Here is a 23,486-nt window from a genome sequence, read left to right on the forward strand (position 1 = left end):
ACCCAATAGAGGGCAACCATCCAATAGCGCAAAGGCAGCTTCGTGCGGTGCATCAGTGTATTGGAAGTGATGGAGGTTTGCGTCTTGCAGTTGGCGCATTCGTACACGTTCCGTGTCTTGATCAAGCAGTATCGCATTTCTCCGCACTTGGTGCAAATAAAGCCACGCGGCCAACGAAGAGAAAACAAGTAATCGCGGCAAGACTGCTCGTCCGGAAACAGTGCCATAAACTTGCGAATGGACGCCATAGGATCCCTCCACTACAGAGAACATTTGTTCTTATTTTGATTATACCAAACATTTGTTCTTGTTTTGATTAAAATTTTCTAATAAATAGGAATTTTCACGATTTTTTCTGTGCTCAGGAACGCCTTTGTATCTCAAAATCGGCTTCCCTGAGTGAATGGCAGATAGGGGACCGGGATGAAGAAGCGGGCGAGGACAGATGTGCGAGACACGATAATTTTGAGAAATAATTTTATCGGGAACTTTAAGATGCGCAGTATGAAACGGGCGACCAGGGTATCTGCACATGACTCAGGTAAGGGAAAAATGAGATATGTCGGAGGACGGGGAGTGAAAATATGGAAAATTTCTAACTTGGAACAGGTCGGAGTATCGGCAAAATATGGAAGATGGTTGGCTCGGAGTAAGCACGAGTATGGGGGAAATATGGAAGAGGGCTGCCATAGGGAGAAGGGTATCTGCACATGACTCAGGTAAGGGAAAAATGAGAAGTACCAGTGGTCTAGGAGTGAAAAGTTGGAAGATGAGTGGGTGCTCTGGAAGGAGGGGAGAGGAGGCGAGTGGCTGGAGGAGTAGCTTGAGGGGAGTAGCTAAGGAAGAAGCAGCGGCTGAGAGGGGAGGAGGATGAGGCGGCCGGGACGGGGACGCGGGGTAGGACAGACAAAAGGCGATGGGGCGGTGAAGGCGGACGAGATGGGGGAGGCGGGTAGGAAAGACAAAGGCGATAGGCGGTGAAGGCGGCCGGGACGATGAGGCGGAGGAGACGAGGAGGATGCTGCGGACTGCGGGAAAGGAAGCGGGTGTAGCGAAAGGTGCATAGGCGGGAGGGCTTCTAGGCAGACTATGGTCTGATGTGCCAAAGAACGATTGGGAGGTATGAGGGTCCATGCAAGCCATCACAGCAAAAGAGTTGGAATACATCGCCGATTCGATGTCGAACGAGGATTTGTTGATCAAACAGTGCGCCGTCGGAGCGGCGACGATTACGAATCCGCAACTTCGGCAAACTTGCTCACACATGATTGACGTGCACACTCAGCACTACAGCACGTTGTTGAACAGTTTGCAGCAGCATCAGTCGATCGCACCGGCTCAGCCCCAAGCTTAGAGGAGGGTTTACTACGATGCTCAACAATGCGGTTTTGCCTGACGAGGACATGGGCTATACGATTCTTTCCGATCTTAAACGGGTTACCCGGGAATACGCGACGGCGGCCACGGAGTCGGTGTGTCCGGAAGTTCGGCAAATGTTCACGCAGCTTTTGGACGACACGCTTAAGCTTCAAGGGGAGCTGTATACGGTGATGCAGCAAAATAACATGTACAGCGCGTCGTCTCCCGCGATCAAGCCGGAGCTTGATAAGCAGCTGAAGGAGTACCAGCAGACGCAGCAGAAGACGACGCAGTTCGTTCAGCAGACGCAGGCGGCGCAAGCCAACATCGCGATGAATGCCCAGAACGGCGCTCAGGCGCCGGCCTATCAGTAACGTTCCATTCCCGCGGCGCTCCCCGGTCGGCAATTCAATTGCCGATGCGGGGATTTTTTAGACCTTCCTTGGATTTCACTACCCATGCAGCCTGTTTTTGATGTATCATGAAGAGTAATTCAGGAGGGATTAGGATGAACGAATTGAAATTGAGCATCTTGGATTTGCTCAAGGAGGACGCCCGCTTGTCCGCCGCTACGATCGCGACGATGCTGGGGGCAGCCGAGGAAGAAGTGTCCGCGGCGATCGCGGAGATGGAGCAGGATCACGTCATCGTCAAGTACGCGACGGTCGTTAACTGGAGCAAGGTCGACGACGAGAAAGTGACGGCGCTGATCGAGGTGGAGTGCACGCCGGAGAGAGGGCGCGGATTCGAGAACATCGCTGAACGCATTTACTTATACCCTGAAGTGAAGTCGGTCTATTTGATGTCCGGCGCTTTCGATCTGCTCGTCGAGATCGAGGGCAAGAACCTGAAGGAGGTCGCTTCGTTCGTATCGAACAAATTGTCGACGATCGAGTCGGTCATCTCCACCAAAACCTTTTTTATTCTGAAGAAATACAAGCAGGACGGCATTATTTTCGAAGAATTCGAAGACGATCATCGCTTGCTCGTATCTCCATAAATTGCAGTCCAACGTAAATGTAAAGGAAGTATGCCCAGATGATTAAAGATGAGGAAAAGCCGAAAATCGCGTTGGCCGATCCTTCGCGAAGCGATGGAATGCAGCGTTATTTGGCCTCTCACGCTCGCGAGATTCCGCCTTCCGGAATCCGTCGCTTCTTCGATTTGGTCAGCGCCAGCAAAGACAAAGACATCATTACGCTCGGCGTAGGGGAACCGGACTTCGTAACGCCTTGGCGGGTCAGGGATGCAGCGGTATATTCTCTGGAGAAAGGCAAGACGCAATACTCCCCGAATGCGGGCATGCTGGAACTGCGCGAAGCGATCGGACAGTACTTATACAATCAATTCAACTTGACCTATGATCCGGGCAAGGAAATGGTCGTCACCGTAGGAGGCAGCGAAGGCATCGATCTGGCGCTTCGGGCGTTGATCGAGCCGGGCGACGAAATTCTCGTTCCCGAGCCTTGCTATATTTCCTATTCTCCGATCACTTCTCTAAGCGGAGGCGTGGCGGTAGGCATCGAGACGTTCGCCGAAGACCAGTTCAAGCTGACTCCGGAAAGCTTGCGCGCGGCGATCACGCCCAAGTCGAAGATTCTGGTCCTCTGTTACCCAAGCAATCCGACCGGGGCGATCATGACCTACGAGGAAATGCTGCCGATCGCCAAAATCGTTGAAGAGCACGATTTGATCGTTATTTCCGACGAAATCTATGCGGAGCTGACGTTTAACGGCAAACACGCGAGCTTCGCGTCGCTGCCGGGCATGAAGGATCGGACGATTCTCGTAAGCGGCTTCTCCAAGGCTTTTGCCATGACCGGATGGCGGATGGGCTACGCTTGCGGACATCCGGATCTGATCAGCGCCATGCTCAAAATCCATCAGTACACGATCATGTGCGCGCCGACGATGGGACAGGTGGCCGCGCTCGAGGCGTTGACCAAGGGCGGTCTCGAAGAGAAGGACCGCATGATGGAATCTTACAATCAGAGACGGCGACTTGTTGTGCAAGGCTTCCGTGACATGGGACTGGAGTGCCACGAGCCGCAGGGCGCATTCTACGCCTTCCCGTCCATCCGCTCGACCGGATTGACGTCCGAGCAGTTCGCGGAGAAGCTGCTATTGGAAGGGAAAGTAGCGGCCGTCCCCGGCCACGTGTTCGGCAAGGGTGGAGAAGGCTTCCTGCGCTGCTGTTACGCGACTTCCGTCGCCCAGTTGACCGAAGCGCTGGAGCGGATCCACCTGTTTCTTAGAAGTTTGGAATAAAAATGAATAATTTACAAAAGCCATATTCAAACTAATCGTGTTTTGCTATAATAACCATGATTTTCGACCCGCCGAGTCTTTATTTCGACATGAGAAGGGGGAGTTACATGGCTGCGGCAAAACATAGATCCAAGAAAATGTCGTCTTTACAAGCCGATGAACCCATTATTTCTCATTACTCGGGCCGAGCGGCAGCGGAGTTGGCGGAAGAAATCGACCGTTTGCGGAAGGTGATGACCGATACTTTCCTGCAGGAGCGTTCCTTGGTCGCCGATTCCGTCATGGAGCTGAGCCGGCAATTGGATCGAAAGATCAACGAATATATGAAAGTCGTTCTTTTGAGCAGGGAGCAGGCGCGGTGACGAAACTCACCGGCCTCTTTTTTCTATTGGAGGAGGGGAAGCAAGATGCTGTGGCTCGTGATCGGCGGCATCGGCTGCGGAAAATCCGCTTTCGCGGACGAGCTCGCGCTCGCCGTCGGGCGCGAAGGCATTCGCTTGTCTTGTCCTTCTTTTCCGCTTGGGGAGCCGCCTATTCCCGGTGAAACCGGCGAAAGTCGTTTCTATAAGACAAGGTCGGAAGCGGACGAGACGCTTCCGGGCAAAATCAACGCGATCAACCTGGAATCGAACTTTTTCCGCGCGGAGCGAAGGGTGGTCGTCGTAGACAGCTTGTCAGGATGGCTCAGAGCTTCGGTCGCGAGATCGACGGGGCAGGGAACGGAAATTAATGGCGTGGGCTTCCAGGCGGAGCAAACGACCGAGGTTGACGGTGCGGAGCTGGGACGGGGAACGGAGATCGATGGCGCAGGGCTCGAGGCGGTTAGATGGCGTGAAACGCTCGATGCGATCCTGGCGTTCGAGGGGCGGATTATCGTCGTGACGGAGGAGCCGGCGGCCGGGTTGAATCCGTCTCCGGGGGAGCTGGAATACGCTCGGCGTCTGGCGGAGGCGAACCGCGAGCTGCTGCAGGCAAGCCGTTCCGTCTATCGGATGACGGCGGGAATGGCGGTGGAATTGAAAGGTTATCGATTGAAGGAGAGGAGCAGCCGCAATGAAAATATACACGCGGACCGGTGACGGGGGAAAGACGTCGGTCATCGGCGCACGGGTCGAGAAAGACGACTTGAGAGTGGAAGCATACGGTACGACCGACGAGTTGAACAGTTTTGTCGGACAGACTGCGGCGGTCATCGCTAAGCTGCCGGCGGAAGAGTGGAGCGATCGGCTTGAACAGTTGACGGTCATTCAGCACGAGCTGTTCGATTGCGGCTCGGATCTCAGCTATGCTTCGCCGGATCCCGGAAAGCTGAAGGTGTCGGCGGAAATGACGGAAAGACTGGAGCGCTGGATCGACGAGTTGGAGGAGAGCAATCCGCCGCTCGAGAAGTTCATTCTGCCCGGAGGAAGCGAGCCTGCCGCTCTGCTTCACGTGTGCAGAACCGTCTGCAGGCGCGCGGAGCGAAGAGTCGTCTCTCTGTCCCGGGAGCAGGAATGCCCGGACGAGGTGCACAAATACTTGAATCGTCTGTCGGATTACTTTTTCGCCGCGGCAAGAGCGGCCAACGTCCGGTTGAAGGTGCAGGACGTCGAATACGAACGCAGCGCCCCGGTGTTTCGGCGGAGGTCTTAGCTCAATGGAAGATGACAACAAGCGGACGGAATATTACGAGCCGATCGAGTTCGTGGCGGAGGCTGGCGACGAAGGGCGCACCCTAAGGGACGTGCTGCGCAAACGGATCGGCATCTCGCGGAGGCTGATGGTTCGGCTTAAGACGTCCGAAGAAGGACTGTCGGTTAACGGGCAAAAAGTATGGCCGAACCACAAGCTGGCCGAAGGAGACGTCATCTCGCTTCGAATGGAAGCGGAAAGCTCGGAAACGATTTTGCCGCAGCCGATGGAGCTCGACATCGTGTTCGAAGACGAGCATCTGCTCGTGCTGAACAAGCCGGCGGGGCTGATCGTGCATCCGACGACGGGACATTACTTGAATACGCTCGCCAACGGCGTCATGCACTACTGGCAGGAGAAGGGCGAACGGGTCAGGTTCCGGCCGGTTCATCGACTGGATGAGCATACGTCCGGCCTTGTCGTCGTAGCCAAGCATTCGCTTGCGCAGCAGCAGCTGTCGGCGCAGATGGCGGAAGGCACCGTGGTGAAGGAGTACCGGACGTTCGTCTACGGGCGGCCTCCCGAGGCGGACGGCCGAATCGATACGCCGATCGGAAGGCAGACGGAAGATCCGCATCGGCGCGTCGTTCGCGAGGATGGGGCGCAGTCTCTGACGTTTTATCGAGTTACCGAAACGTACGGGGATCAAGCCAGCGCCGTTGACGTTCGGCTGGGAACGGGCAGAACGCATCAGATTCGCGTTCATATGACGCACATCGGCTGTCCGATTATCGGGGACAGTTACTATTCCGAGGAGCGCTGGAACGAATCGGAGCTGGCGCGCTGCGTGGAAGGCATCATCGAAAGGCAGGCGCTGCACGCCTGCAGACTGGTTTTCCGCCATCCGGTGACGGGGGACGAGATGCGGCTGGAGGCGACTCTTCCGGAGGATATGAGGCTGCTGGAGCAGGAGCTCGGCAAGCTGACGAAAGATTAAAGCGAAGGGGTTAGTTAAAGTGTCGAAAGCGTTGAAAGTGTATCATCTGCCCACTTGCAGCACGTGCAAGGCGGCGGTTAAAGCTTTGAAACAGGAAGGTTACGATCCGGAGCTTCACGATATTCGCGAGACGCCGCCTTCGCCGGAAGAGCTGGGCAAGCTGATCGCGTCCAGCGGACTGCCGATCGGCAAGTGGTTTAACACGTCCGGCGAGGTTTATCGGGAGATGGGGCTGAAGGATAAGCTTCCTTCGATGTCCGAGGAGGAGAAAATTCGCTTGCTCTCGTCCAACGGCATGCTGATCAAGCGTCCAATCGTCTCCGACGGCGTCAAGACGACGATCGGCTTCAAGGAGCAGGATTTCGGTCCGGCGTGGTACGGGCGATGAAGAAGCTGAATGTGCGCGCGCAGAAGCTAGACAGGCTTGGCTCCGCGATTTTCGCCGAGGTGTCCGGCTGGAAGCGGGAAGCCCGGGAGAAGGGGCTGTCCGTTATCTCGCTCGACATCGGAAGTCCGGACCGGCCGCCGGAAGAAGAGCTTCGCCGCGCGCTGGCGGACGCAAGCCTGCGGTCCGATACGTATCGCTACCCGGGAACGGAAGGCACATTGGCGTTCCGGCAAACGGTGGCGAAGTGGTTCGGCCGCAGATTCGGCGTGGAACTCGATCCGGGCAGCGAGATTCTCGCTTTAATGGGCACGCAGGACGGTCTGGCGCATCTGCCGCTCGCGATTGCCGATCCGGGGGACGCCGCGCTGCTGCCTGACCCGGGATACCCGGTGTACGGAGCGGGACTTGCCGTAGCCGGCGTCGAGCCGATTCCTCTCCCGCTGTTGGAGGAGAACGGCTACTTGCCGGATTTCGAGGCGGTGCCTCAAGCCGTCTGGGACAAAGTCAAATTCATGATTTTGAACTATCCGAGCAACCCGCTCTCTGCCGCCGCCGATCTGGCGTTCTTCGAGCGGGCCGTACATGCCGCGCGCAAGCACGGCGTGCTGCTCGTTCACGACAACGCCTACAGCGAGATGGCTTTCGACGGCTTGCGTCCTCCGAGCGTGCTTGAGGTGCCGGGCGCGTTCGAGGTCGCCATCGAGTTTCACTCGCTGTCCAAGTCTTATCACTTGGCCGGGACAAGGCTCGGCTTCGCGGTCGGCAACCGGGAGGCGCTGTCCAGCTTGCGCGATCTGAAAAACAACCTCGATTTCGGCGTCTTCCTGGGCACTCAGGAAGCGGGCATCGCGGCGCTGGAGATGGATATGAACGCACCGAAGCCGATCGCCGGCTTGTACGAGCGCCGTCGCGACGTATTCGTCCGGGCGCTTCGCGAACAAGGCTGGAACGTGCCTTCCCCGCAGGCGACGATGTTCCTGTGGGCGCGCGTGCCGGAAGGATGGGCTTCGAGAAGCTTCTCGCAGTCTCTGCTTGCGGCCACGGGCGTGGCTTCGATACCGGGCAATGCGTTCGGAGAACGGGGAGAAGGCTTCGTCAGATTGGCTCTGGTCGAGGAAGAGGAGATTCTAGCGGAGGCGGCGAAGCGGATCGGCGAATTCGTTCGCGCCGCGGAGCCGCGGAAATAAGGGGGAATGAACATGACCGAACCGAAAGTAATGCTCGTCGACGGAATGGCGCTGCTGTTCCGAGGCTACTATGCCAACGCTTACGGAGGATACATTCGCAAGACGAAGGCGGGGCTGCCGACGAATGCGGTGTTCGGCTTTGTCCGATACTTGCTCGACGCTTGCCGCACGTTCGGCCCGTCGCATATCGTCTGCTGCTGGGATATGGGCAGCAAGACGTTCCGCACCGACAAGTTCGACGCCTACAAGGGAAATCGCCCGGAAGCTCCGGCGGACCTGATCCCGCAGTTCGATCTCGTGAAGGAGGTCGTGAGCGGGCTAAACATCCCGAACGTCGGCATTTCGGGCTACGAGGCGGACGACTGCATCGGGACGCTGTCGAAGCAATTCGGCCAGCATATGGACGTCTACGTGCTGACCGGCGATCACGATATGCTGCAGCTTGTCGACGAGCGGGTTAAAGTCGTCATCATGAAGAAGGGACCGTCCAACTATGCGGTGTACGACAAGGAGAAGCTGCTGGAAGAGAAACAGCTTACTCCGCAGCAATTTATCGACCTCAAGGGACTGATCGGGGACACTTCGGACAATTACCCCGGCGTCAAAGGGATCGGCGAGAAAACGGCAACGAAGCTGCTCGTCGAGTACGGCTCCATCGACGGCATTTTGGAAAATCTGCATCTCCTGCCGAAAGGCGTTAAAGCGAAGATCGAAGCGGACGTCGAGATGCTGCACCTATGCCGGGAATTGGCAACGATCTATTGCGAGGCGCCCGTCGCCTGCTCTGTGGAGGATTCGCATTGGCGGCCGGATCGTGCGCAGATCGCAACGCTGTTCGAGGAGCTGGAGTTTAACAGTCTCGTCAAAGAGATCGGCAAGCTGATAGAGGTATCCTGAATTCATCGGGATTTGAATCGATAATTCGTTGAAGACTCACAGTCAAATCGGAAGCGAAAACGTACTATTCCAATAAAGCCGCCTCCTCGCGCAGTATGCTATTGTGGAGAGGCGGCGTTATGCTCTTTGCGATAATCCCGGGCGGAGGCCCGGGTTATTTTTTTGAACGTTTTGCCGAAGTGGGAGAAATTGTCGAAGCCGGTCCGGGCCGCGACCTCCGTAATCGGAAGGCGGGACTCGCGGAGCAGCCGCTGCGCTTCCTTGACGCGCGTCAGGTTCAAGTAGTCGATGACGGTAAAGCCGGTTGCCGCCTTGAACGAGCGGCTCATGTGGTACGGGCTGATGTAGAAGCGCTCGGCCAGCTCCCCGATCTTGATCGGCTCGCCGTAGTTGGCGTTCAGGTAGCGCACGATTTCGGACATTTTGCGATACATCGGGGAGCTGAGGGAAGCTTCCGGCGCATGGCCGGCGTGAACGGCGCGCGCGGAGAGCAGCAGCAGCTCGGCGACCGCCGTCTTCAGCGCCAGCTCGAAGCCGGGCGGCCGCGTCCGAAGCTCTTCGAGCATGCGGCTTGTCAGCGCGTCCAGCCGCAGCCGCTGCTCGCCGCGGAGCCGGACGATGGGAGCCGCGGCCTCGAAAGGACCGAGCAGCAGCTCGGCATGCTCGCCGAGTACGTCTCGAACGTAGCGGCCGTCGATATGGACGACGATGCGTTCATGCGCGGGATCGCCGGCCAGCAGCGTGCGGTGAAGCGCGTTCGGGCCGATGAACACGAGATCGCCCGCTTCCACGGCGTACGTCGAATCGCGGACGAAATATTCGCGCGTGCCGGACAGCAGGCAATACAGCTCGAAGTAGGAATGGAAATGATGCGCGTCCATCGTGAAGGGCCGGGTGCGCCGCATGTATTCGATGTAAAAGGAATCGGACAGGCTTCCGTGCTCGAGCCTTTCCGGCAAGGACGATTTTGTCAACGACGCCGCTCCTTCCTTCTTTTCGCGAGGTTATTACGTATTATAGCAAAATATGCGGGATTATTGCGGCATTGAGCAGGAAAGAAGGAGAAAACGTTTCTTGTTTGCTATAAGTTACTCTTATCGGAACAACAATCCAAGCATAAGGGTGAGCGAATATGAGCGACAAGAAAAAGTATGTGTTAGTAGGTTCGGGCGGACGGGCGGAGTTTTTCTATTCGGCGATCGCGACGTCTTTCCGCGATACGTCGGAGCTGCTGGCGTTCTGCGACACGAACCAGACCCGGATGAATTACGCGAATCGGCAGCTGACCGAGCGTTACGGCTATCATGCGGTCTCGACTTACAAGGCCGAGCAGTTCGAAGAGATGATCGCGAAGGAGCGGCCCGACGCCGTCATCGTGACGAGCGTGGACCGAACTCACCATACGTACATCATTCGCGCGATGGAGCTGGGCTGCGACGTCGTGACCGAAAAGCCGATGACGGTGGACGAGAAGAAGTGCCAGGACATTTTGGACGCGGTCGAGCGCACCGGACGTAACGTACGGGTGACGTTCAACTATCGCTATGCGCCGCACCATACGAAAGCCCGCGAGCTGATCGAAGACGGCGCGATCGGCAAAGTCACTTCGGTCCATTTCGAATGGCTGTTGAACACGCAGCACGGGGCGGATTATTTCCGCAGATGGCACCGGGACAAGAGAAACAGCGGCGGCCTGCTCGTTCACAAGTCGACGCACCATTTCGATCTCGTCAACTTCTGGATCGGCTCGGAGCCGGATACGGTGTTCGCTTTCGGGGATTTGCTGTTCTACGGCAAGGAGAACGCGGAGCAGCGCGGAGTGACCAAGTTTTACGACCGCGCGACCGGGAATCCGAACGCCAAGGGCGATCCGTTCGCGCTGCCGCTCGACGAGAACGACAATCTGAAGGCGCTCTATCTGGACGCGGAGCACGAAGACGGCTATCAGCGCGACCAGAGCGTGTTCGGAGACGGCATCAGCATCGAGGATACGATGGGCGTGCTGGTCCGGTACAAGAACAACGCGATTTTGACGTATTCCCTTAACGCCTACCTCCCTTGGGAAGGTTACCGCATCGCGTTTAACGGTACGAAGGGCCGGATCGAGATGACGATCGTCGAGCAATCGTACGTCAACTCGGGCGGCGAGAAAGCCGAGGAAGGCGCGCTGAAAGACAGGTCCATCACGGTGTTTCCGATGTTCGCGGCTCCTTACGAGGTCGAGGTCGAAGAGGGCGAAGGCGGGCACGGCGGCGGCGATCCGGTGCTGCTGAACGATATTTTCGGCGTTCCGACGGAGGATCGGTTCAAGCGGGCGGCGAATCATATCGACGGAGCGAAAAGCATTTTGACGGGCATCGCGGCGAACCGTTCGATCCGGACGGGACAGGCGGTGCGCGTCGACGAGCTGGTCAAATTTCGATGAAGGAGCGATAACGTAGTGAAGGAGTTCATGGGCGAGCAGCACTTTCTGCTTCAGAGCGAGGTTTCGCGGAGACTGTATCACGATTACGCGGCGGGGCAGCCGATTATCGACTATCACTGTCATTTGAATCCGCAGGAAATTTACGAGGACAAGCGTTTCGGCAACCTCGCGGAAATTTGGCTGCACGGGGACCACTACAAGTGGAGAGCGATGCGGGCGAACGGAATCGAGGAAGCGCTTGTGACCGGGGGACCGGGGGTAGACGACTACGACCGTTTCCTCGCGTGGGCGCGAACGGTTCCCGCGACGCTCGGCAATCCGCTGTACCACTGGTCGCATCTCGAGCTGAGACGTTATTTCGGCATCGAGGAGCCGATCAACGAGAAGAATGCGCCGGCGATCTGGGAGAAGGCGAACGCGGTGCTGCGTTCCGAAGGCTTTTCCGTCCGAAAATTGATCCGGGATCAGCGCGTCCGCGTCATCTGCACGACCGACGATCCGACCGATACGCTGGAATACCATGAAGGCATCAAAGGCATCGCCGATTTCGATTGCCTCGTGCTTCCGTCGTTCCGGCCCGACAAGGGGCTGGAAATTCGCCGAGGCACGTTCGTGCCCTGGGTGCGCAAGCTCGGCGAGACGGCAGGGACGAACATCGATACGTACGAGGGCTTCCTGGCGGCGGTAGACAGCCGCATCGCTTTCTTCGCGAAGGTCGGCTGCAAAGTGTCGGACCATGCGCTCGACCGCGTGCTGTACGCCGAGACGAGCCTCGGAGAAGTATCCGACATCTATGCGCGGGCGCTTGGCGGCGAGACGTTGACGCTGGAAGAGGAAAGCAAGTACAAGACGTACACGCTGCTTCACCTGGGCGAGCAGTACAGCAAGCTCGGCTGGACGATGCAGCTGCACATTCACGCGTCCCGGAACAACAACAGCCGTACGTTCTCCCGGCTCGGTCCGGATACCGGCTTTGACTCGATTCACGACGGAGAGTTGGCCTATCCGCTGACGAAGCTGCTGGACGGCATCGACGCCAAAGCCGGCTTGCCGAGAACGATTCTGTACTCGCTCAATCCGAAGGACTATTACGTGCTCGGAACGGTGATGGGCAGCTTCCAGGGCGGCGGCATACCGGGCAAAATCCAGCTCGGCTCGGCTTGGTGGTTCAACGATACGAAGGACGGCATGCTGGAGCAGATGAACGCGCTGGCCAATCTTGGCCTGCTGTCCCGTTTCGTCGGCATGCTGACGGATTCCCGCAGCTTCCTGAGCTATCCGCGCCACGAATATTTCCGCAGAATTTTGTGCGATAGGCTCGGCGAGTGGGTCGAGCGCGGAGAAGCACCGCACGACATGGAGCTGCTCGGAGGAATGGTGCAGGACATCTGCTACCGCAACGCTGAAAATTACTTCGGTTTCTAAACATTAGGACCTTTCCATCCGAAAATAACGTTATTCGGAATGGAGGGGTCTTTTTTCGTGGGTAAAAAGTTTCGTTTCTTGATTAAGGCAGCAGGAGCAGGAGTGCTTGGATTAAGTTTGATAGGGGCGGATGCGGGAACGGATAGGTCTTCAGTTACACAAGAGGAGCAGCAGGCGGGCCAGCTCGCCTGCCCGCGGGAGACGGTCAAGCTGCCGATGAACGCTCGCAAGAGCCTGGACGCTCTTTTTCAATACGAACCGTATGTGTACTATGAATTGGCCAATCCGAAGCTGGCCCGAGTGACGTCGCAAGGCATCGCCGTGCCGCTGGCGAAGGGCGTGACGCAGGTGGAGGTCACGGCGTCCGGGTACGAACGCGAAGCGGCCAGCTGCAGCTTCCGGCTGCAGATCGTAGACCCCGTCAAGTTCAAGCCGGATATCGCGCCGAAGACGGAGTCGGGACAGACGAAGCTGAACGGCCGGAAAGTATACGTCAATACGATCGTGCTGCCGAAGGGGATGCCGACCGGTCTCGGACTCGGGAAGGATGCGCTCGGCAATGCGGAGGCGATGAAGGCGATCGTGACGAGGCATCAGGCGAGCTATGCGATTAACGGCACTTACTTCGCCGCGTACAACGACGAAGTGCCGCTGCCTTACGGCACGCTGGTCAAAGATGGGGAGCTGCTGTTCAATACCGGCAGCTCGGGTACGATAATCGGCTTTGGCGCGGACGGCACGGTGCAGCTTGAGGAAGCGATGCCGAGCATCGTTGGCGGCTTTGACGGATTATACGATGCGGCGCATCGATGGACGGCGAGCTACGTGAACCGTCGCGCCGGCAGCGGGACGACGATCTATACGCCCGATTACGGCGCGAGAATCGGCACCGACAAGGGCGTCATGATCGTCGTCAGCGGAGGCAGAGTCGTCAAAGTAGCAGCCGGAGAAAATGCGAAAATCCCTCGCGACGGCTACGTGATCGTGAACCAGCGCGAAAGCTTGGCGGAGCTGAAGACAACGTTTAAGGTCGGTCGGAAGGTACATTATCGCGTGACGTACTCGAACGCGAAGGGGCGGCTGGTCGAGTGGAACGACGTCGTCACGGCCGTGCAAGCCTGGCCGAAGCTGATCGAAGGCGGCAAGGTCGTCGAGAAAGACGGAGCCGACGCCAAGCGCGCCGCTCGCAGCGGCATCGGGGTTACAAAGGACGGCCGCGTCGTATTGGTGACGACAGGTTCGGCAACGCACGGGGAAGTCGCGGAATTGCTGCGGGCCAAAGGGGCCGTCGAAGCGATGGCGCTGGACGGAGGAGCGTCGGCCGGCATCTACTCCCAAGGGGTTCAGCTGTTCACGCCGGGGCGGAATCTGAGCAACGTGCTGCTGTTTGGCCCAAATTTGCGATGAAGCTAGGTGTGGCGCAACCAGAAGAGTTTTGGTACAATTTGGGCATAATTCGATTGTTCGGTCGTGAAGAACACGCCGCTTGCTCCCTGGTACGGGGAGTGGGCGGCGTTTGTCGTTTCCGGCCGACCCAAGGAGGAGAGAGGCGTGACGATCCCACATGACGAGGCGTTTAAGAAGCTGCTGCAAACTTTTTTCGCGGAGTTTATCGAGCTGTTTTTCCCCGAGTTAAACGCTTTGCTGGATCACAGTCATACGAGGCTGCTGATGCAGGAGCAGCTCGTCGATATTGTCGGCGAGGAGGCGAAAATTCTCGACTTGCTGCTGGAAACTCGCTACAAGGCTCTGGATGCGTACATTCTCGTGCATATGGAGCCGCAAGCGTCGCATCAAAAAAGCTTTCCCGAACGAATGTTCATTTATTTCAGTCGCATGTTCGAGCGTTATCGGAAAACGCATCGATTGATCATTCCAATTGCGATCTTTACGGCGGACGAAGGCGGCGAGGAACTGGATTCGTTTGAGATGGTTATTCCGGGGCGTGAAATCGTCCGGTTTCACTATTGGAAGGTAGAGCTTCGGCGGCATTCCTGGAGGCGGTTCGTGGATTCGGAAAATCCTGTAGCCGCTGCGTTGCTGGCGAAAATGGGTTATAATGAGAAGGAGAAAAAAGAAATGCGCTTGGCGTATTTGCGGATGCTTTTACGGCTTAGAAGGAAGCTGGACGATGCGCGGATGGCGCTGCTGATGTCGGTTGCGGATTTGTATTTCAAACCCGATCTCGAGCAGGATGGGCAGATGCTGCGCGAATTGATGAACGATTATCCGGAGGAAGGGGAAGCGATTATGGAACTGATGCCGGCGTGGGCGCGTACGGGGTATGAGAAGGGCATCGAAGTGGGGCTGTTGAAGGGTAAGGAGCAGGGAGTAGTGGAAGGAAAGGCTGAAGGAAAAGCAGAAGGAAAAGCAGAAGGAAAAGCAGAAGGCATTGCAGAGGAACGGATGATGGTTGTCCGCAAAATGCTTGCAAAAGGCTTGGCAGCGGAACAAGTCGCCGATATGCTCGATCTTTCTCTTGAAGAGGTCAAGACTCTGAGCAAGAGCTAAAAGATCAGGCCCGGAACGGCCGGCGGGAATGCCGACTGTCTTCCGGGCCTGCGTGTCAGGGGTAATCTTGTTCGGCAATCTCGTCCTCGGCTTCGAATTCTCCGGGATAACCGCGCTCCAGACCGGCGTGGAGCTCCCGATTCTCGTACGAGAACGGGTTGGGCGGACGCTGGTCGTCGCGCCACGGCGTGCTCTTGCCGATGGCGTACATCGGAGCGGGGGAACCGTACGGTCCCTCCGGAAACTCTTCGGGAATGAGATCGTTGCGCTGCGACTCCACCGTCGCCAGATCGGTCGTCGGCTGCTTTTTCTCGGAACGGAACGGGAACATGGCGGAACCTCATCTCCTTCGCAGGTTGATCTGATTCCGTTAGAATGTCCGAACCGCGTTTCCGTTAGTCGGTAAAGTTGACGGCCCCGAGCACGAGCGTCAGAAACTGGGCGAGCTCCGCGGCTTCCTCTTCGCTGATGCGGAACGCCGCTTCGAGCACGCCCTCCTCCTCCAGATCGTCGGGGCCGAGAATGGCGCTCCGCCCGAACATCAAGTCGGTGACCAGCTTTTTGCCATAAAAGCGGTTCGTCGTCAGGATGGCCAGATCGAAGCGCTTAAGGCCGGGCGTAATGAACGTAACGAACCGGGTCGACGTCTGCTCCGTCGAATCGGACAGAAAATCGTAATCTTTCAAGACCATGCGGATAAGTCCTCCTTGAAGCGGCTGTTGCCCTTATTATAAATGATCGAAGGGGTCTTGCCTAACCTGGATAATTTTGATAATCTTAAGGTGTTCAATGTTCGCACGATTGAGGAAGCACCTCATCGCCAACCGGCGTGGGGTGCTTTTTGTCGTTTTTTCCCTAACCGGCTCTGCGCGTTTGAACGCATACGATCAAGCCGCTGGATGCGGCCAAGGAGGAATAGGGATGCAAGTGGTGTTTCTGAATCAGTTCGAACGGGTGACGGGGCATGCGGACGAACGGGCGCAAGTGTTCATCGGAGAGTTGCAAGGCATCTGGAGCGTCGGCTGGCGCGCGCTTCAGGGCGCGCAGTCTGAAGTGCAGCATCTGTGGTACGAAGGCATGAGCTGGGAGGAGCTGCTGGCGGCGTTCCGTCACGGGGTAGCCGTCAAGATGAAGGAGGGCTTCAGGCCGCTTCTGGACGGCATGCTGGAGGAGGTGCCGTTCTGGGAGCGCCGGCAAGCGTTGCCGCAGCTGCTGCAGTGCTATGCGGATACGCAAGAAGCCGAGGAAGCCGTATCCGCGCTTCGAGCCTGGAGGAGAGCGAAGGCGATCGAGGAGAAGAAGTCGGCTTATCTGATCGCGACGAACCGGGAAGTGCAGATGCTGGCCGTCTTTGTGCCTCATACGCTGGACGAGCTGGGGGAAATTCCGGGGTTCGGGAAGGTCAAGACCGAGCGGTATGGAGGGGAGATCGTTGCGCTGCTGCAAGGCATGGAGAGGCAGCATAAGTTCCCGCTTAGCGAATGGGTTCCCGGAGCGGTAACCGCGGATCAGCTGTCGACCTGGATGTTCCGGCTTCAGGAGGAGAAGTACGGCAAGAAGCTGGAGGTCGTCAAGGAGAAGCGCTCTCTGTTGGAGGGAATCCGGAGCGGCAAGACGCTTGCGCAGCTGGAGACCGACCTGGGCTGTTCGCGGCGCGCGCTCATCGAGCGGATCGAGCGTCTGGACGAGGAGGGATACGACGTGCTGCCGATCGTGGATCAAGAGCTTGGCGAGATGAGCGCCGAGGAAGCGCTGCAGTTCGAGGCCGCGATCAGCGAGCTCGGAGATCAGTACTTGAAGCCGCTCCTTCGCAAAATATACGGAGAATCGGTGTCCGCAGACGAGGTGGAGACGAAATACGGGAAGCTGCGCATGATGCGCATCCGGCGTCGCCGGTCCGCCGGTAAAGCCGTCTGACGACGCACGAAAGGAGCCGGATTCCGTTTATCGGGATGCGGATACCGGCTCCTTTCGTTGGGCTATGGCAAACTGCGAATTGTCCATCACAGCCAGTCCTTCTTGCGGAACAGATAGAACATGCCGAGACCGATGACCGCCATGCAGCCGATCAGAACGACCGAGCCGTAGGAGAAGTGCATGCCGGGAATAAAGTCGAAGTTCATGCCGTAAATTCCGGTAATGAACGTCAAAGGCATGAAGATAGTCGTAAGCGCGGTAAAGACTCTCATGATTTCGTTCGCGCGGCTCGCCAGGCTGGACTGGTAAGCCTCCCGCAAGTTGCCCATCAGATCGCGGTACGTCTCGAACGTCTCGTAGATTTTGACCGCGTTCTCGTGGATGTCGCCGAAGTACTTCTGCAAATCGTTGTCGATCAGGCGCAAGTCCTTCTTGTTGAGCGTGGCGATCAGGTCGCGCTGAGGTCCGAGCGCCTTCTTCAGCCACAAAATTTCGCTTCGAAGACCGATGATCTCGGTCAGGTGGGACTTCTTCGTGTGCATGAGAATGTCTTCTTCGAGGCTCTCGATGCGGGCTTCGATCCGATCGCCTACCGTAATATAGTTGTCGACGACGAGATCGACGAGGTGGTACAGAAACCGGTCCGCGGTATCGACCTCCTGCTCCCACAGGAGCGGCTTGACGCTGCGAAGCTCGTTGATTTTCTGACGGGTGACCGTGATTAGATAATGGCGGCCAAGGAACAGGTTGAGCGCGCGCAGGAAAATTTCTTCGTCGTCGAACCGGATGCTGTTGATGACAAGGAAGTATTGGTTTTCGTAAATTTCCAGCTTCGGACGCTGCTCCTCATCTGTCAAGCAATCTTCGACGGCCAGGTCGTGCAGACCGAATGCGTGTTGAAGGACGACGAGGTCGTCTGCGTCCGCGTCGATCCAGTAAAATCCGCTCTTTGGCGGAAGCAGCGTATCTTCGATGCTGTCGATAGGCGTGAATACGCCGTTGTTAACCAGTCTGATTTTCATGGGAACCGCTCCTTTGCATGTCCGTTTCCGTGCATGCAGGACGATTCCGTCGGAGCAAATAAGGTTATCCGGAGAAGCCGGACACCGCGAGCTTTACCGCGACGGAGATCGGTCCTGCCATGCGTATGTGATTGCTTTCCGGCTTCGGTTTATCGCCTTCCATGTCCGGCTCCCCCCCTTTTGCAGTCCCTGTGGACTTTGTCGATAAATGCAGTTAACGTGATAAGTATAATCCTCACCCCCCGAACGTTTCAAGGAGAAAATAAGCGGCCTAAGCAAGGCGAACCGCCTGTAAAGGACGCCTTGACTGTCCTCGCGATTTCGGGTACAGTAAAGGTAGTTTTCACGACAACCGACAACCGAATAAAGATGGCCATCTTATCAAGAGCAGGCGGAGGGACTAGCCCTATGAAGCCCGGCAACCGGCGTAGTTATTGAACGCACGGTGCTAATTCTTGCGGAAACGGTATCGTTTCTGACAGATGAGAGGGGCGCGCGTACGATTGATGGATACACGACCCTGATCTCATTTCGGGTCGTTTTTATGTTGGAGAAATGGAATTTCCATTCCGGAGGAGGAATGAGCATGCCGATCAAAGTACCGGACAATTTGCCGGCCAAGGAAGTGCTGGCGCGAGAAAACATCTTCGTCATGGACGAAAGCGTCGCGTATCATCAGGATATTCGCCCGCTGCGGATTGCGATCCTGAATTTGATGCCGACCAAGGAAACGACGGAAACCCAATTGCTTCGCCTGATCGGGAACACGCCGCTGCAGCTGGAAGCGGTGCTGCTGCATCCGAAGACGCATACGTCCAAGAACACGTCTGCGGACCATCTGACCAGCTTCTATAAAACGTTCGACGACATCAAGGACGAACAATACGACGGGATGATCATTACCGGCGCCCCCGTCGAACACTTGCCGTTCGAGAAAGTCGATTACTGGGAAGAGCTAAAGGAGATTATGGATTGGACGGTCGACAACGTGACGTCCACCTTCCATATATGCTGGGGGGCGCAAGCGGGACTGTACCACCACTTCGGCATTCCGAAGTATCCGCTCTCCGAGAAAATGTTCGGCGTCTTCCCGCATGGGGTATCGAAGCCGAATACGCCGCTTCTGCGCGGCTTCGACGAGGTATTCTACGCGCCTCAGTCCCGCCACACCGAGGTGCTGAGGGAGGATGTGTCGAAAGCGCCGGGGTTGGAAATTTTGTCGGAATCGGAGGAAGCGGGCGTCTACATCGCGGCTTCGACGGACGGGAAGCAAATTTTCGTCACCGGGCATTCCGAATACGATCCGCAATCGCTCAAGTGGGAATACGACCGCGACAAGGCCAAGGGGCTCAGAATCAACGTTCCGAAAAACTATTTTCCGAATGACGATCCGGCGAAATTCCCGATGTCCACCTGGCGGGCGCACGGCAATCTGCTGTTCTCCAATTGGTTGAACTACTACGTATACCAGGCAACGCCGTACGAACTCGGCAAGGCAAAGCCACACACGATTCGTTAGGAGGCAAATGAACGATGATGAAGATTGAAAGTCGCCTGGCCCAAATCGGGTCGCAAAACGATCCTCAAACCGGAGCGGTCAGCTTTCCGATCTACCAATCGACGGCTTTCCGCCATCCCCGGCTGGGACAAAGCACGGGCTTCGATTATTCCCGCTCGAAGAGTCCGACGCGCGCTGTGCTGGAAGCAGCCGCGGCCGATCTGGAGAGAGGGGACGCGGGATTCGCGACGAGCTCCGGCATGGCCGCGCTGCAGGTCGTCTTCTCCTTGTTCAGCAGCGGAGATCATCTGCTCGTGTCGCTCGACCTGTACGGAGGGACTTACCGTCTGCTGGAGCAAGTAATGTCCAGATTCGGCGTGACGGCGACCTACATCGATACGAACGACCTGGACACGCTGGAGGCGCACCGCAAGCCGAACACGAAAGCGGTGCTGATCGAGACGCCGACGAACCCGCTCATGATGGTGACGGACATCGCCAAGGTTGCCGCGTGGGCGAAGCGCTTCGACCTGCTCACGATCGTGGACAATACGCTGCTGACGCCGTTCTTCCAACGGCCGATCGAGCTTGGCGCGGACATCGTCGTGCACAGCGCGAGCAAATATTTGGGCGGACACAACGACGTGCTGGCGGGCCTGATCGTGACGAAAGGCGAGAAGCTGTCCGCCGACGTGGCGTTCCTGCACAACTCGATCGGCGCGGTGCTCGGGCCCCAGGATTCCTGGCTGCTGATGCGCGGCATGAAGACGCTCGCTCTGCGGATGGAGCGGCATCAGGCGAACGCGACGCGGATCGCCGAGTGGCTCAAGAGCCATCCTTCCGTCGAATCGGTGTATTATCCGGCGCTGCCGGATCACCCGGGACATGACATTCAGAAGGCCCAGTCTTCCGGCAATACGGGCATTTTCTCCTTCAGAATGAAGGACGCTCGCACGATCGAGCCGATTTTGCGCCACATTAAGCTGATCGCCTTCGCCGAGAGCCTGGGAGGCGGAGAATCCCTCATGACATACCCGGCCGTGCAGACGCACGCGGACATTCCGGAAGAGATTCGCCTCGCGGTCGGCGTGGACGACCGGCTGCTCCGGTTCTCCGTCGGACTCGAGCATGCGGACGATATTTTGGAAGATCTGCGGCAAGCGATCGAGGCCGCGGAGCGGGAAATTAACGGGTAAAACGGATCGGAGGGATTACGGCATGAAATACGATTTCGACAGACGAATCGACCGGACGGGGACGGCCTCCTACAAGTGGGATCAGTCCGAGAGGCTGTTCGGGCGTTCCGATATTTTGCCCTTGTGGGTGGCGGACATGGATTTCGAGCCTCCGCAGGAAGTCGTGGAGGCGATTAAACGCCGGGCGGAGCACGGAATCTACGGATATACGGTGCGGACGCAAGGATACTACGACGCGATTATAGGCTGGCTGTCCCGGCGCCATCAGTGGCGGATCGAGCAGGAGTGGCTGTCTTCCAGCCCGGGCGTCGTGCCGGCGTTGAGCTTGATGGTGCAGACGTTCACGGAGCCGGGGGACGGCGTCATTCTGCAATCGCCTGTCTACTACCCGTTCTACGACGTCATTCTGATGAACGGGCGGAAAGTCGTGAACAATCCGCTCCTGCTTAAGGACGGACGGTACGAGATCGATTTCGAGCTGCTTGAGGAGCAGGCGGCCGGCGGGGCGAAAATGCTGATGCTGTGCTCGCCTCACAACCCCGGCGGCCGCGTGTGGACGCGCGAGGAGTTGGAGCGCATCGCGGAAATCTGCGAGAAGCACGGCTTGCTCGTCGTCGCGGACGAAATCCATCACGATCTCGTCTTCTCCGGACACAAGCACGTGCCTTACGCTTCCTTGTCGGAAGCTTGCGCGCGGCTTTCCGTCACCTGCATCGCGCCGAGCAAGACGTTCAATTTGGCCGGGCTGCAGGCGGCTGCGGTTATCATTCCGAACGCGGACATTCGTCGTAAATACAATGCGGCGCTCAAGACGCTGTCCATTCACATGGAGTCGTATTTCGGCCTGACGGCGACCGAAGCCAGCTATGCGCACGGCGACGAATGGCTGGATCAGTTGCTCGTATACCTGGAAGGCAACCGAGACGCGCTGCTCGCTTACGCAAAGGAACATTTGCCGATGGTGAAGGCGATGTCGCCGGAAGGCACGTATATGGTATGGATGGATTGCAAGGAGATCTCGGACAAGCCTCAAGAGCTCAAGCGGCTCATGTTCGAGAAGGCGGGCGTCGCCTTCAGCGAAGGCTCGGTATTCGGAGAGCAAGGGGCCGGCTATTTGCGCGTGAACCTGGCTTGTCCGCGCTCTTTGCTGCTGGAAGGGCTGGAGAAATTCGCCACAGCCGTGCGAGGCTTGAACGAGGGGCGGCTATAAACGGCGAAACCACAAGAATCTTGTCGATTCTTGTGGTTTTTTTGGTTATTCCCTACCTAATCATGCCCGTTTCATGCTACAATATTTCCAATCTACCCCAAGACAAGGATGATGGGACTTGAAGATCCAGAAGATGATCGACCGGTTTTCCTTGGCATGCCGAATGCTGCTGCCGAACCGGTTGCTTAAGTTCTATCCGCCGGATTTCACCTTGCGCCGTCCAATCGTTTCCTTGTTGAATAAGAGAATCAGACAAGGCAAGGAATGTTACCTGACTTTGTTCAGACTGGATTGCTCTCCTATCAAGCAAGAATTGTCCTGCGGCTACTGGTCCGACTTTCTCGAAGCCGCCCGGAGGCATCTGCGCATTTCAGTAACGAGCCGTTTCGAGGAACCGGACGTAATCGCGGTCTTTCAATATTCCGATTCCGATTTCGTGCTGCTGATTGAGTGCCGGCACGGCAAAGAGAAAACCGATCTCGTTCCCGAGAAGCTGCAGTCCCTGCTGGACGAGGTGCGCGCAGATCTGGAAATCGGACTGGCAGGCTACCGGCCTGAATGGAGAAACGCGCTGACCGTCGTCTCCTCGGCGGTGCCGTTCCCTGCCGGCTGCGCCTCCTCCGTGCCTACCGAGATTTTGCTGCAGGAAAGCTATCAGTCCGCGTTTGCGCTTGCAACGGGAACGATCACGCCCCAGATGCAGCGTCTGCGGAGCGAACTGGAACGCGTTCTGGAGAATGGTTCGATCAGCGTGCTGGCTCAGCCCATCATGAACTTGACGACGGGGGACGTGTTCGGTTGGGAAATTCTGACTCGGGGCCCGGAAGGCACGGTGCTCCACTTCCCGGACGAGTTGTTTAATTTCGCTTCGCAGAGCCGGCTGCTCAGCCGTCTGGAGTTTCTCGTCGTGAAGCGCGCTCTGGAGGAGATCGCCTCCCGCAGCATCAAGGAGCCTATCTTCCTGAATGTAACGGCGGTGACGCTGTCGCATCCCCTCTTCCTGTCCCACGTGCTCGAATGTCTGGAGCGCAACGCGCCGCTCAGCGCCCAACAGGTCTATTTCGAAATTACCGAACGCCACCAGATTACGAATTTCGACGCGATGATCGATATTTTAAGGACGTTCCGGGAGCATGGCTTCCGCTTTGCCGTGGACGATGCCGGCTCGGGCTATTCGAGCCTTCAATGGATCGGGGAGCTCGTTCCGGAGCTGATCAAGGTCGACCGTTCGGTCATTCGTCACGTGGACCGGATCGCCATCAAGGAGTCGCTGCTGCGGGCCATCGTCACGGCCGCGCGGGAGATGAAGTGCGAGATCGTGGCGGAAGGAGTCGAGAGCGAGGAGGAGGCCGACGTCCTGTTCAAGCTGGAAGTGGACATGGGACAAGGGTATTACTTCGCGCGTCCGAACGTGCTGCTGTACGAGCATGAACGGGAGATGTTCCAGGAAACGAAAGACCGGATTCAGCATCGCCGCGGACTTGTCGCCTCTTAGGTGACTCCCGCGGTATTTTTGTGTTACGATGGGATAAGGTTTGAAGAGGACAGCAGTCCAACGAGGAGGAGGGTCCCGAA

General features: G+C 57.4%; 25 protein-coding genes and 1 riboswitch. Of the genes, 20 read left to right on the forward strand and 5 right to left on the reverse strand.

The genetic code is table 11. The features are described 5' to 3' along the window. Positions 1-248 (reverse strand): transposase (locus ACESLM_RS19515; RefSeq protein ID WP_372633228.1); only part of this gene is annotated, 248 nt, incomplete at its 3' end. Positions 249-1,132: 884 nt separating this feature from the next. Between ACESLM_RS19515 and ACESLM_RS19520 the strand changes: the two genes are divergently transcribed. The 11 genes from ACESLM_RS19520 to ACESLM_RS19570 all read left to right on the forward strand — a co-directional run bounded on the left by ACESLM_RS19520 (position 1,133) and on the right by ACESLM_RS19570 (position 8,707). Continuing rightward, positions 1,133-1,354, forward strand: coding sequence for a hypothetical protein (locus ACESLM_RS19520; RefSeq protein ID WP_372633229.1), 222 nt, complete (start codon positions 1,133-1,135; stop codon positions 1,352-1,354). A 16-nt stretch (positions 1,355-1,370) separates the two neighbouring features. After that, on the forward strand, positions 1,371-1,733 hold the full coding sequence (locus ACESLM_RS19525; RefSeq protein WP_372633230.1) for a spore coat protein: 363 nt from the start codon (positions 1,371-1,373) through the stop codon (positions 1,731-1,733). 134 nt (positions 1,734-1,867) lie between these two features. After that, the gene (locus ACESLM_RS19530; RefSeq protein WP_094049807.1) at positions 1,868-2,359 is read left to right on the forward strand and encodes an Lrp/AsnC family transcriptional regulator; all 492 of its coding nucleotides are present in this window, start codon (positions 1,868-1,870) and stop codon (positions 2,357-2,359) included. A gap of 38 nt (positions 2,360-2,397) precedes the next feature. After that, on the forward strand, positions 2,398-3,627 hold the full coding sequence (locus ACESLM_RS19535) for an aminotransferase class I/II-fold pyridoxal phosphate-dependent enzyme (RefSeq protein WP_372633231.1): 1,230 nt from the start codon (positions 2,398-2,400) through the stop codon (positions 3,625-3,627). Between the two features lie 107 nt (positions 3,628-3,734). Then, entirely contained in the window at positions 3,735-3,989 is a 255-nt protein-coding gene (locus ACESLM_RS19540) for a Spo0E family sporulation regulatory protein-aspartic acid phosphatase (RefSeq protein WP_372633232.1), read from the forward strand. 45 nt (positions 3,990-4,034) lie between these two features. Then, a complete protein-coding gene (locus ACESLM_RS19545) occupies positions 4,035-4,706 on the forward strand; it encodes a P-loop NTPase family protein (RefSeq protein ID WP_372633233.1) in 672 nt (223 codons plus the stop codon). Next, the gene (locus ACESLM_RS19550) at positions 4,681-5,259 is read left to right on the forward strand and encodes a cob(I)yrinic acid a,c-diamide adenosyltransferase (protein WP_372633234.1); all 579 of its coding nucleotides are present in this window, start codon (positions 4,681-4,683) and stop codon (positions 5,257-5,259) included. Before ACESLM_RS19545 ends, ACESLM_RS19550 begins: the two co-directional genes overlap by 26 nt. A gap of 4 nt (positions 5,260-5,263) precedes the next feature. Continuing rightward, positions 5,264-6,235, forward strand: coding sequence for an RluA family pseudouridine synthase (locus tag ACESLM_RS19555; protein WP_372633235.1), 972 nt, complete (start codon positions 5,264-5,266; stop codon positions 6,233-6,235). Positions 6,236-6,254: 19 nt separating this feature from the next. Beyond that, positions 6,255-6,623 carry an arsenate reductase family protein gene (locus tag ACESLM_RS19560; RefSeq protein WP_372633236.1) on the forward strand — a complete coding sequence of 123 codons (369 nt, stop codon included), beginning with the start codon at positions 6,255-6,257 and terminating at the stop codon, positions 6,621-6,623. After that, positions 6,620-7,810, forward strand: coding sequence for an aminotransferase class I/II-fold pyridoxal phosphate-dependent enzyme (locus tag ACESLM_RS19565; protein WP_372633237.1), 1,191 nt, complete (start codon positions 6,620-6,622; stop codon positions 7,808-7,810). Before ACESLM_RS19560 ends, ACESLM_RS19565 begins: the two co-directional genes overlap by 4 nt. Before the next feature lie 6 nt (positions 7,811-7,816). Beyond that, complete coding sequence (locus ACESLM_RS19570; RefSeq protein WP_372633238.1) at positions 7,817-8,707, forward strand: 5'-3' exonuclease; 891 nt, start codon at positions 7,817-7,819, stop codon at positions 8,705-8,707. A gap of 98 nt (positions 8,708-8,805) precedes the next feature. Here ACESLM_RS19570 and ACESLM_RS19575 read toward each other — a convergent pair whose 3' ends face one another. Continuing rightward, on the reverse strand, positions 8,806-9,681 hold the full coding sequence (locus ACESLM_RS19575) for a helix-turn-helix domain-containing protein (protein WP_372633239.1): 876 nt from the start codon (positions 9,679-9,681) through the stop codon (positions 8,806-8,808). Positions 9,682-9,839: 158 nt separating this feature from the next. Between ACESLM_RS19575 and ACESLM_RS19580 the strand changes: the two genes are divergently transcribed. The 4 genes from ACESLM_RS19580 (at position 9,840) to ACESLM_RS19595 (ending at position 15,068) form a co-directional block, all read left to right on the forward strand. Next, the gene (locus ACESLM_RS19580; protein ID WP_372633240.1) at positions 9,840-11,132 is read left to right on the forward strand and encodes a Gfo/Idh/MocA family protein; all 1,293 of its coding nucleotides are present in this window, start codon (positions 9,840-9,842) and stop codon (positions 11,130-11,132) included. Positions 11,133-11,147: 15 nt separating this feature from the next. Continuing rightward, positions 11,148-12,557: a glucuronate isomerase gene (gene uxaC, locus ACESLM_RS19585; RefSeq protein WP_372633241.1), complete on the forward strand. Its 1,410-nt coding sequence runs from the start codon at positions 11,148-11,150 to the stop codon at positions 12,555-12,557. A gap of 57 nt (positions 12,558-12,614) precedes the next feature. Continuing rightward, positions 12,615-13,964: a phosphodiester glycosidase family protein gene (locus ACESLM_RS19590; protein WP_372633242.1), complete on the forward strand. Its 1,350-nt coding sequence runs from the start codon at positions 12,615-12,617 to the stop codon at positions 13,962-13,964. 144 nt (positions 13,965-14,108) lie between these two features. Then, positions 14,109-15,068 carry an Rpn family recombination-promoting nuclease/putative transposase gene (locus ACESLM_RS19595; protein ID WP_372633243.1) on the forward strand — a complete coding sequence of 320 codons (960 nt, stop codon included), beginning with the start codon at positions 14,109-14,111 and terminating at the stop codon, positions 15,066-15,068. A gap of 55 nt (positions 15,069-15,123) precedes the next feature. Here the strand turns inward: ACESLM_RS19595 and ACESLM_RS19600 are convergent, their stop codons facing one another. Then, entirely contained in the window at positions 15,124-15,399 is a 276-nt protein-coding gene (locus ACESLM_RS19600; RefSeq protein ID WP_372633244.1) for a hypothetical protein, read from the reverse strand. 64 nt (positions 15,400-15,463) lie between these two features. Continuing rightward, positions 15,464-15,760: a DUF3055 domain-containing protein gene (locus tag ACESLM_RS19605; protein ID WP_372633245.1), complete on the reverse strand. Its 297-nt coding sequence runs from the start codon at positions 15,758-15,760 to the stop codon at positions 15,464-15,466. 229 nt (positions 15,761-15,989) lie between these two features. On the opposite strand from ACESLM_RS19605, the gene ACESLM_RS19610 reads away from it, so the two are divergent. Then, positions 15,990-16,985: an HRDC domain-containing protein gene (locus ACESLM_RS19610; RefSeq protein WP_372633247.1), complete on the forward strand. Its 996-nt coding sequence runs from the start codon at positions 15,990-15,992 to the stop codon at positions 16,983-16,985. A gap of 86 nt (positions 16,986-17,071) precedes the next feature. On the opposite strand, the gene corA is transcribed toward ACESLM_RS19610, so the two are convergent. Continuing rightward, the gene (gene corA / locus ACESLM_RS19615; protein ID WP_372633249.1) at positions 17,072-18,007 is read right to left on the reverse strand and encodes a magnesium/cobalt transporter CorA; all 936 of its coding nucleotides are present in this window, start codon (positions 18,005-18,007) and stop codon (positions 17,072-17,074) included. A gap of 375 nt (positions 18,008-18,382) precedes the next feature. After that, positions 18,383-18,496: riboswitch (SAM riboswitch) on the forward strand. Positions 18,497-18,593: 97 nt separating this feature from the next. On the opposite strand from corA, the gene metA reads away from it, so the two are divergent. The 4 genes from metA to ACESLM_RS19635 all read left to right on the forward strand — a co-directional run bounded on the left by metA (position 18,594) and on the right by ACESLM_RS19635 (position 23,406). Beyond that, a complete protein-coding gene (metA, locus tag ACESLM_RS19620; RefSeq protein ID WP_372633251.1) occupies positions 18,594-19,526 on the forward strand; it encodes a homoserine O-acetyltransferase MetA in 933 nt (310 codons plus the stop codon). Between the two features lie 17 nt (positions 19,527-19,543). After that, the gene (locus ACESLM_RS19625) at positions 19,544-20,701 is read left to right on the forward strand and encodes a PLP-dependent transferase (RefSeq protein ID WP_372633274.1); all 1,158 of its coding nucleotides are present in this window, start codon (positions 19,544-19,546) and stop codon (positions 20,699-20,701) included. 22 nt (positions 20,702-20,723) lie between these two features. Beyond that, entirely contained in the window at positions 20,724-21,911 is a 1,188-nt protein-coding gene (locus ACESLM_RS19630; protein WP_372633253.1) for a MalY/PatB family protein, read from the forward strand. A 118-nt stretch (positions 21,912-22,029) separates the two neighbouring features. Further along, positions 22,030-23,406, forward strand: a complete 1,377-nt coding sequence (locus ACESLM_RS19635; protein WP_372633254.1) for an EAL domain-containing protein — start codon at positions 22,030-22,032, stop codon at positions 23,404-23,406. Positions 23,407-23,486: the final 80 nt, after the last annotated feature.

Source organism: Cohnella sp. (genome assembly GCF_041641335.1).
Lineage (GTDB): Bacteria > Bacillota > Bacilli > Paenibacillales > Paenibacillaceae > Cohnella.

What these genes read in the sequence shown, in the direction of transcription:
- ACESLM_RS19520 (WP_372633229.1), top strand. Translation starts at nt 1,133, where the DNA reads ATGCAAGCCATCACAGCAAAAGAGTTGGAATACATCGCCGATTCGATG.
- ACESLM_RS19525 (WP_372633230.1), top strand. Translation starts at nt 1,371, where the DNA reads ATGCTCAACAATGCGGTTTTGCCTGACGAGGACATGGGCTATACGATT.
- ACESLM_RS19530 (WP_094049807.1), top strand. Translation starts at nt 1,868, where the DNA reads ATGAACGAATTGAAATTGAGCATCTTGGATTTGCTCAAGGAGGACGCC.
- ACESLM_RS19535 (WP_372633231.1), top strand. Translation starts at nt 2,398, where the DNA reads ATGATTAAAGATGAGGAAAAGCCGAAAATCGCGTTGGCCGATCCTTCG.
- ACESLM_RS19540 (WP_372633232.1), top strand. Translation starts at nt 3,735, where the DNA reads ATGGCTGCGGCAAAACATAGATCCAAGAAAATGTCGTCTTTACAAGCC.
- ACESLM_RS19545 (WP_372633233.1), top strand. Translation starts at nt 4,035, where the DNA reads ATGCTGTGGCTCGTGATCGGCGGCATCGGCTGCGGAAAATCCGCTTTC.
- ACESLM_RS19550 (WP_372633234.1), top strand. Translation starts at nt 4,681, where the DNA reads ATGAAAATATACACGCGGACCGGTGACGGGGGAAAGACGTCGGTCATC.
- ACESLM_RS19555 (WP_372633235.1), top strand. Translation starts at nt 5,264, where the DNA reads ATGGAAGATGACAACAAGCGGACGGAATATTACGAGCCGATCGAGTTC.
- ACESLM_RS19565 (WP_372633237.1), top strand. Translation starts at nt 6,620, where the DNA reads ATGAAGAAGCTGAATGTGCGCGCGCAGAAGCTAGACAGGCTTGGCTCC.
- ACESLM_RS19570 (WP_372633238.1), top strand. Translation starts at nt 7,817, where the DNA reads ATGAACATGACCGAACCGAAAGTAATGCTCGTCGACGGAATGGCGCTG.
- ACESLM_RS19580 (WP_372633240.1), top strand. Translation starts at nt 9,840, where the DNA reads ATGAGCGACAAGAAAAAGTATGTGTTAGTAGGTTCGGGCGGACGGGCG.
- ACESLM_RS19600 (WP_372633244.1), bottom strand. Translation starts at nt 15,399, where the DNA reads ATGTTCCCGTTCCGTTCCGAGAAAAAGCAGCCGACGACCGATCTGGCG.
- ACESLM_RS19605 (WP_372633245.1), bottom strand. Translation starts at nt 15,760, where the DNA reads ATGGTCTTGAAAGATTACGATTTTCTGTCCGATTCGACGGAGCAGACG.
- ACESLM_RS19610 (WP_372633247.1), top strand. Translation starts at nt 15,990, where the DNA reads ATGCAAGTGGTGTTTCTGAATCAGTTCGAACGGGTGACGGGGCATGCG.
- corA (WP_372633249.1), bottom strand. Translation starts at nt 18,007, where the DNA reads ATGAAAATCAGACTGGTTAACAACGGCGTATTCACGCCTATCGACAGC.
- metA (WP_372633251.1), top strand. Translation starts at nt 18,594, where the DNA reads ATGCCGATCAAAGTACCGGACAATTTGCCGGCCAAGGAAGTGCTGGCG.
- ACESLM_RS19625 (WP_372633274.1), top strand. Translation starts at nt 19,544, where the DNA reads ATGAAGATTGAAAGTCGCCTGGCCCAAATCGGGTCGCAAAACGATCCT.
- ACESLM_RS19630 (WP_372633253.1), top strand. Translation starts at nt 20,724, where the DNA reads ATGAAATACGATTTCGACAGACGAATCGACCGGACGGGGACGGCCTCC.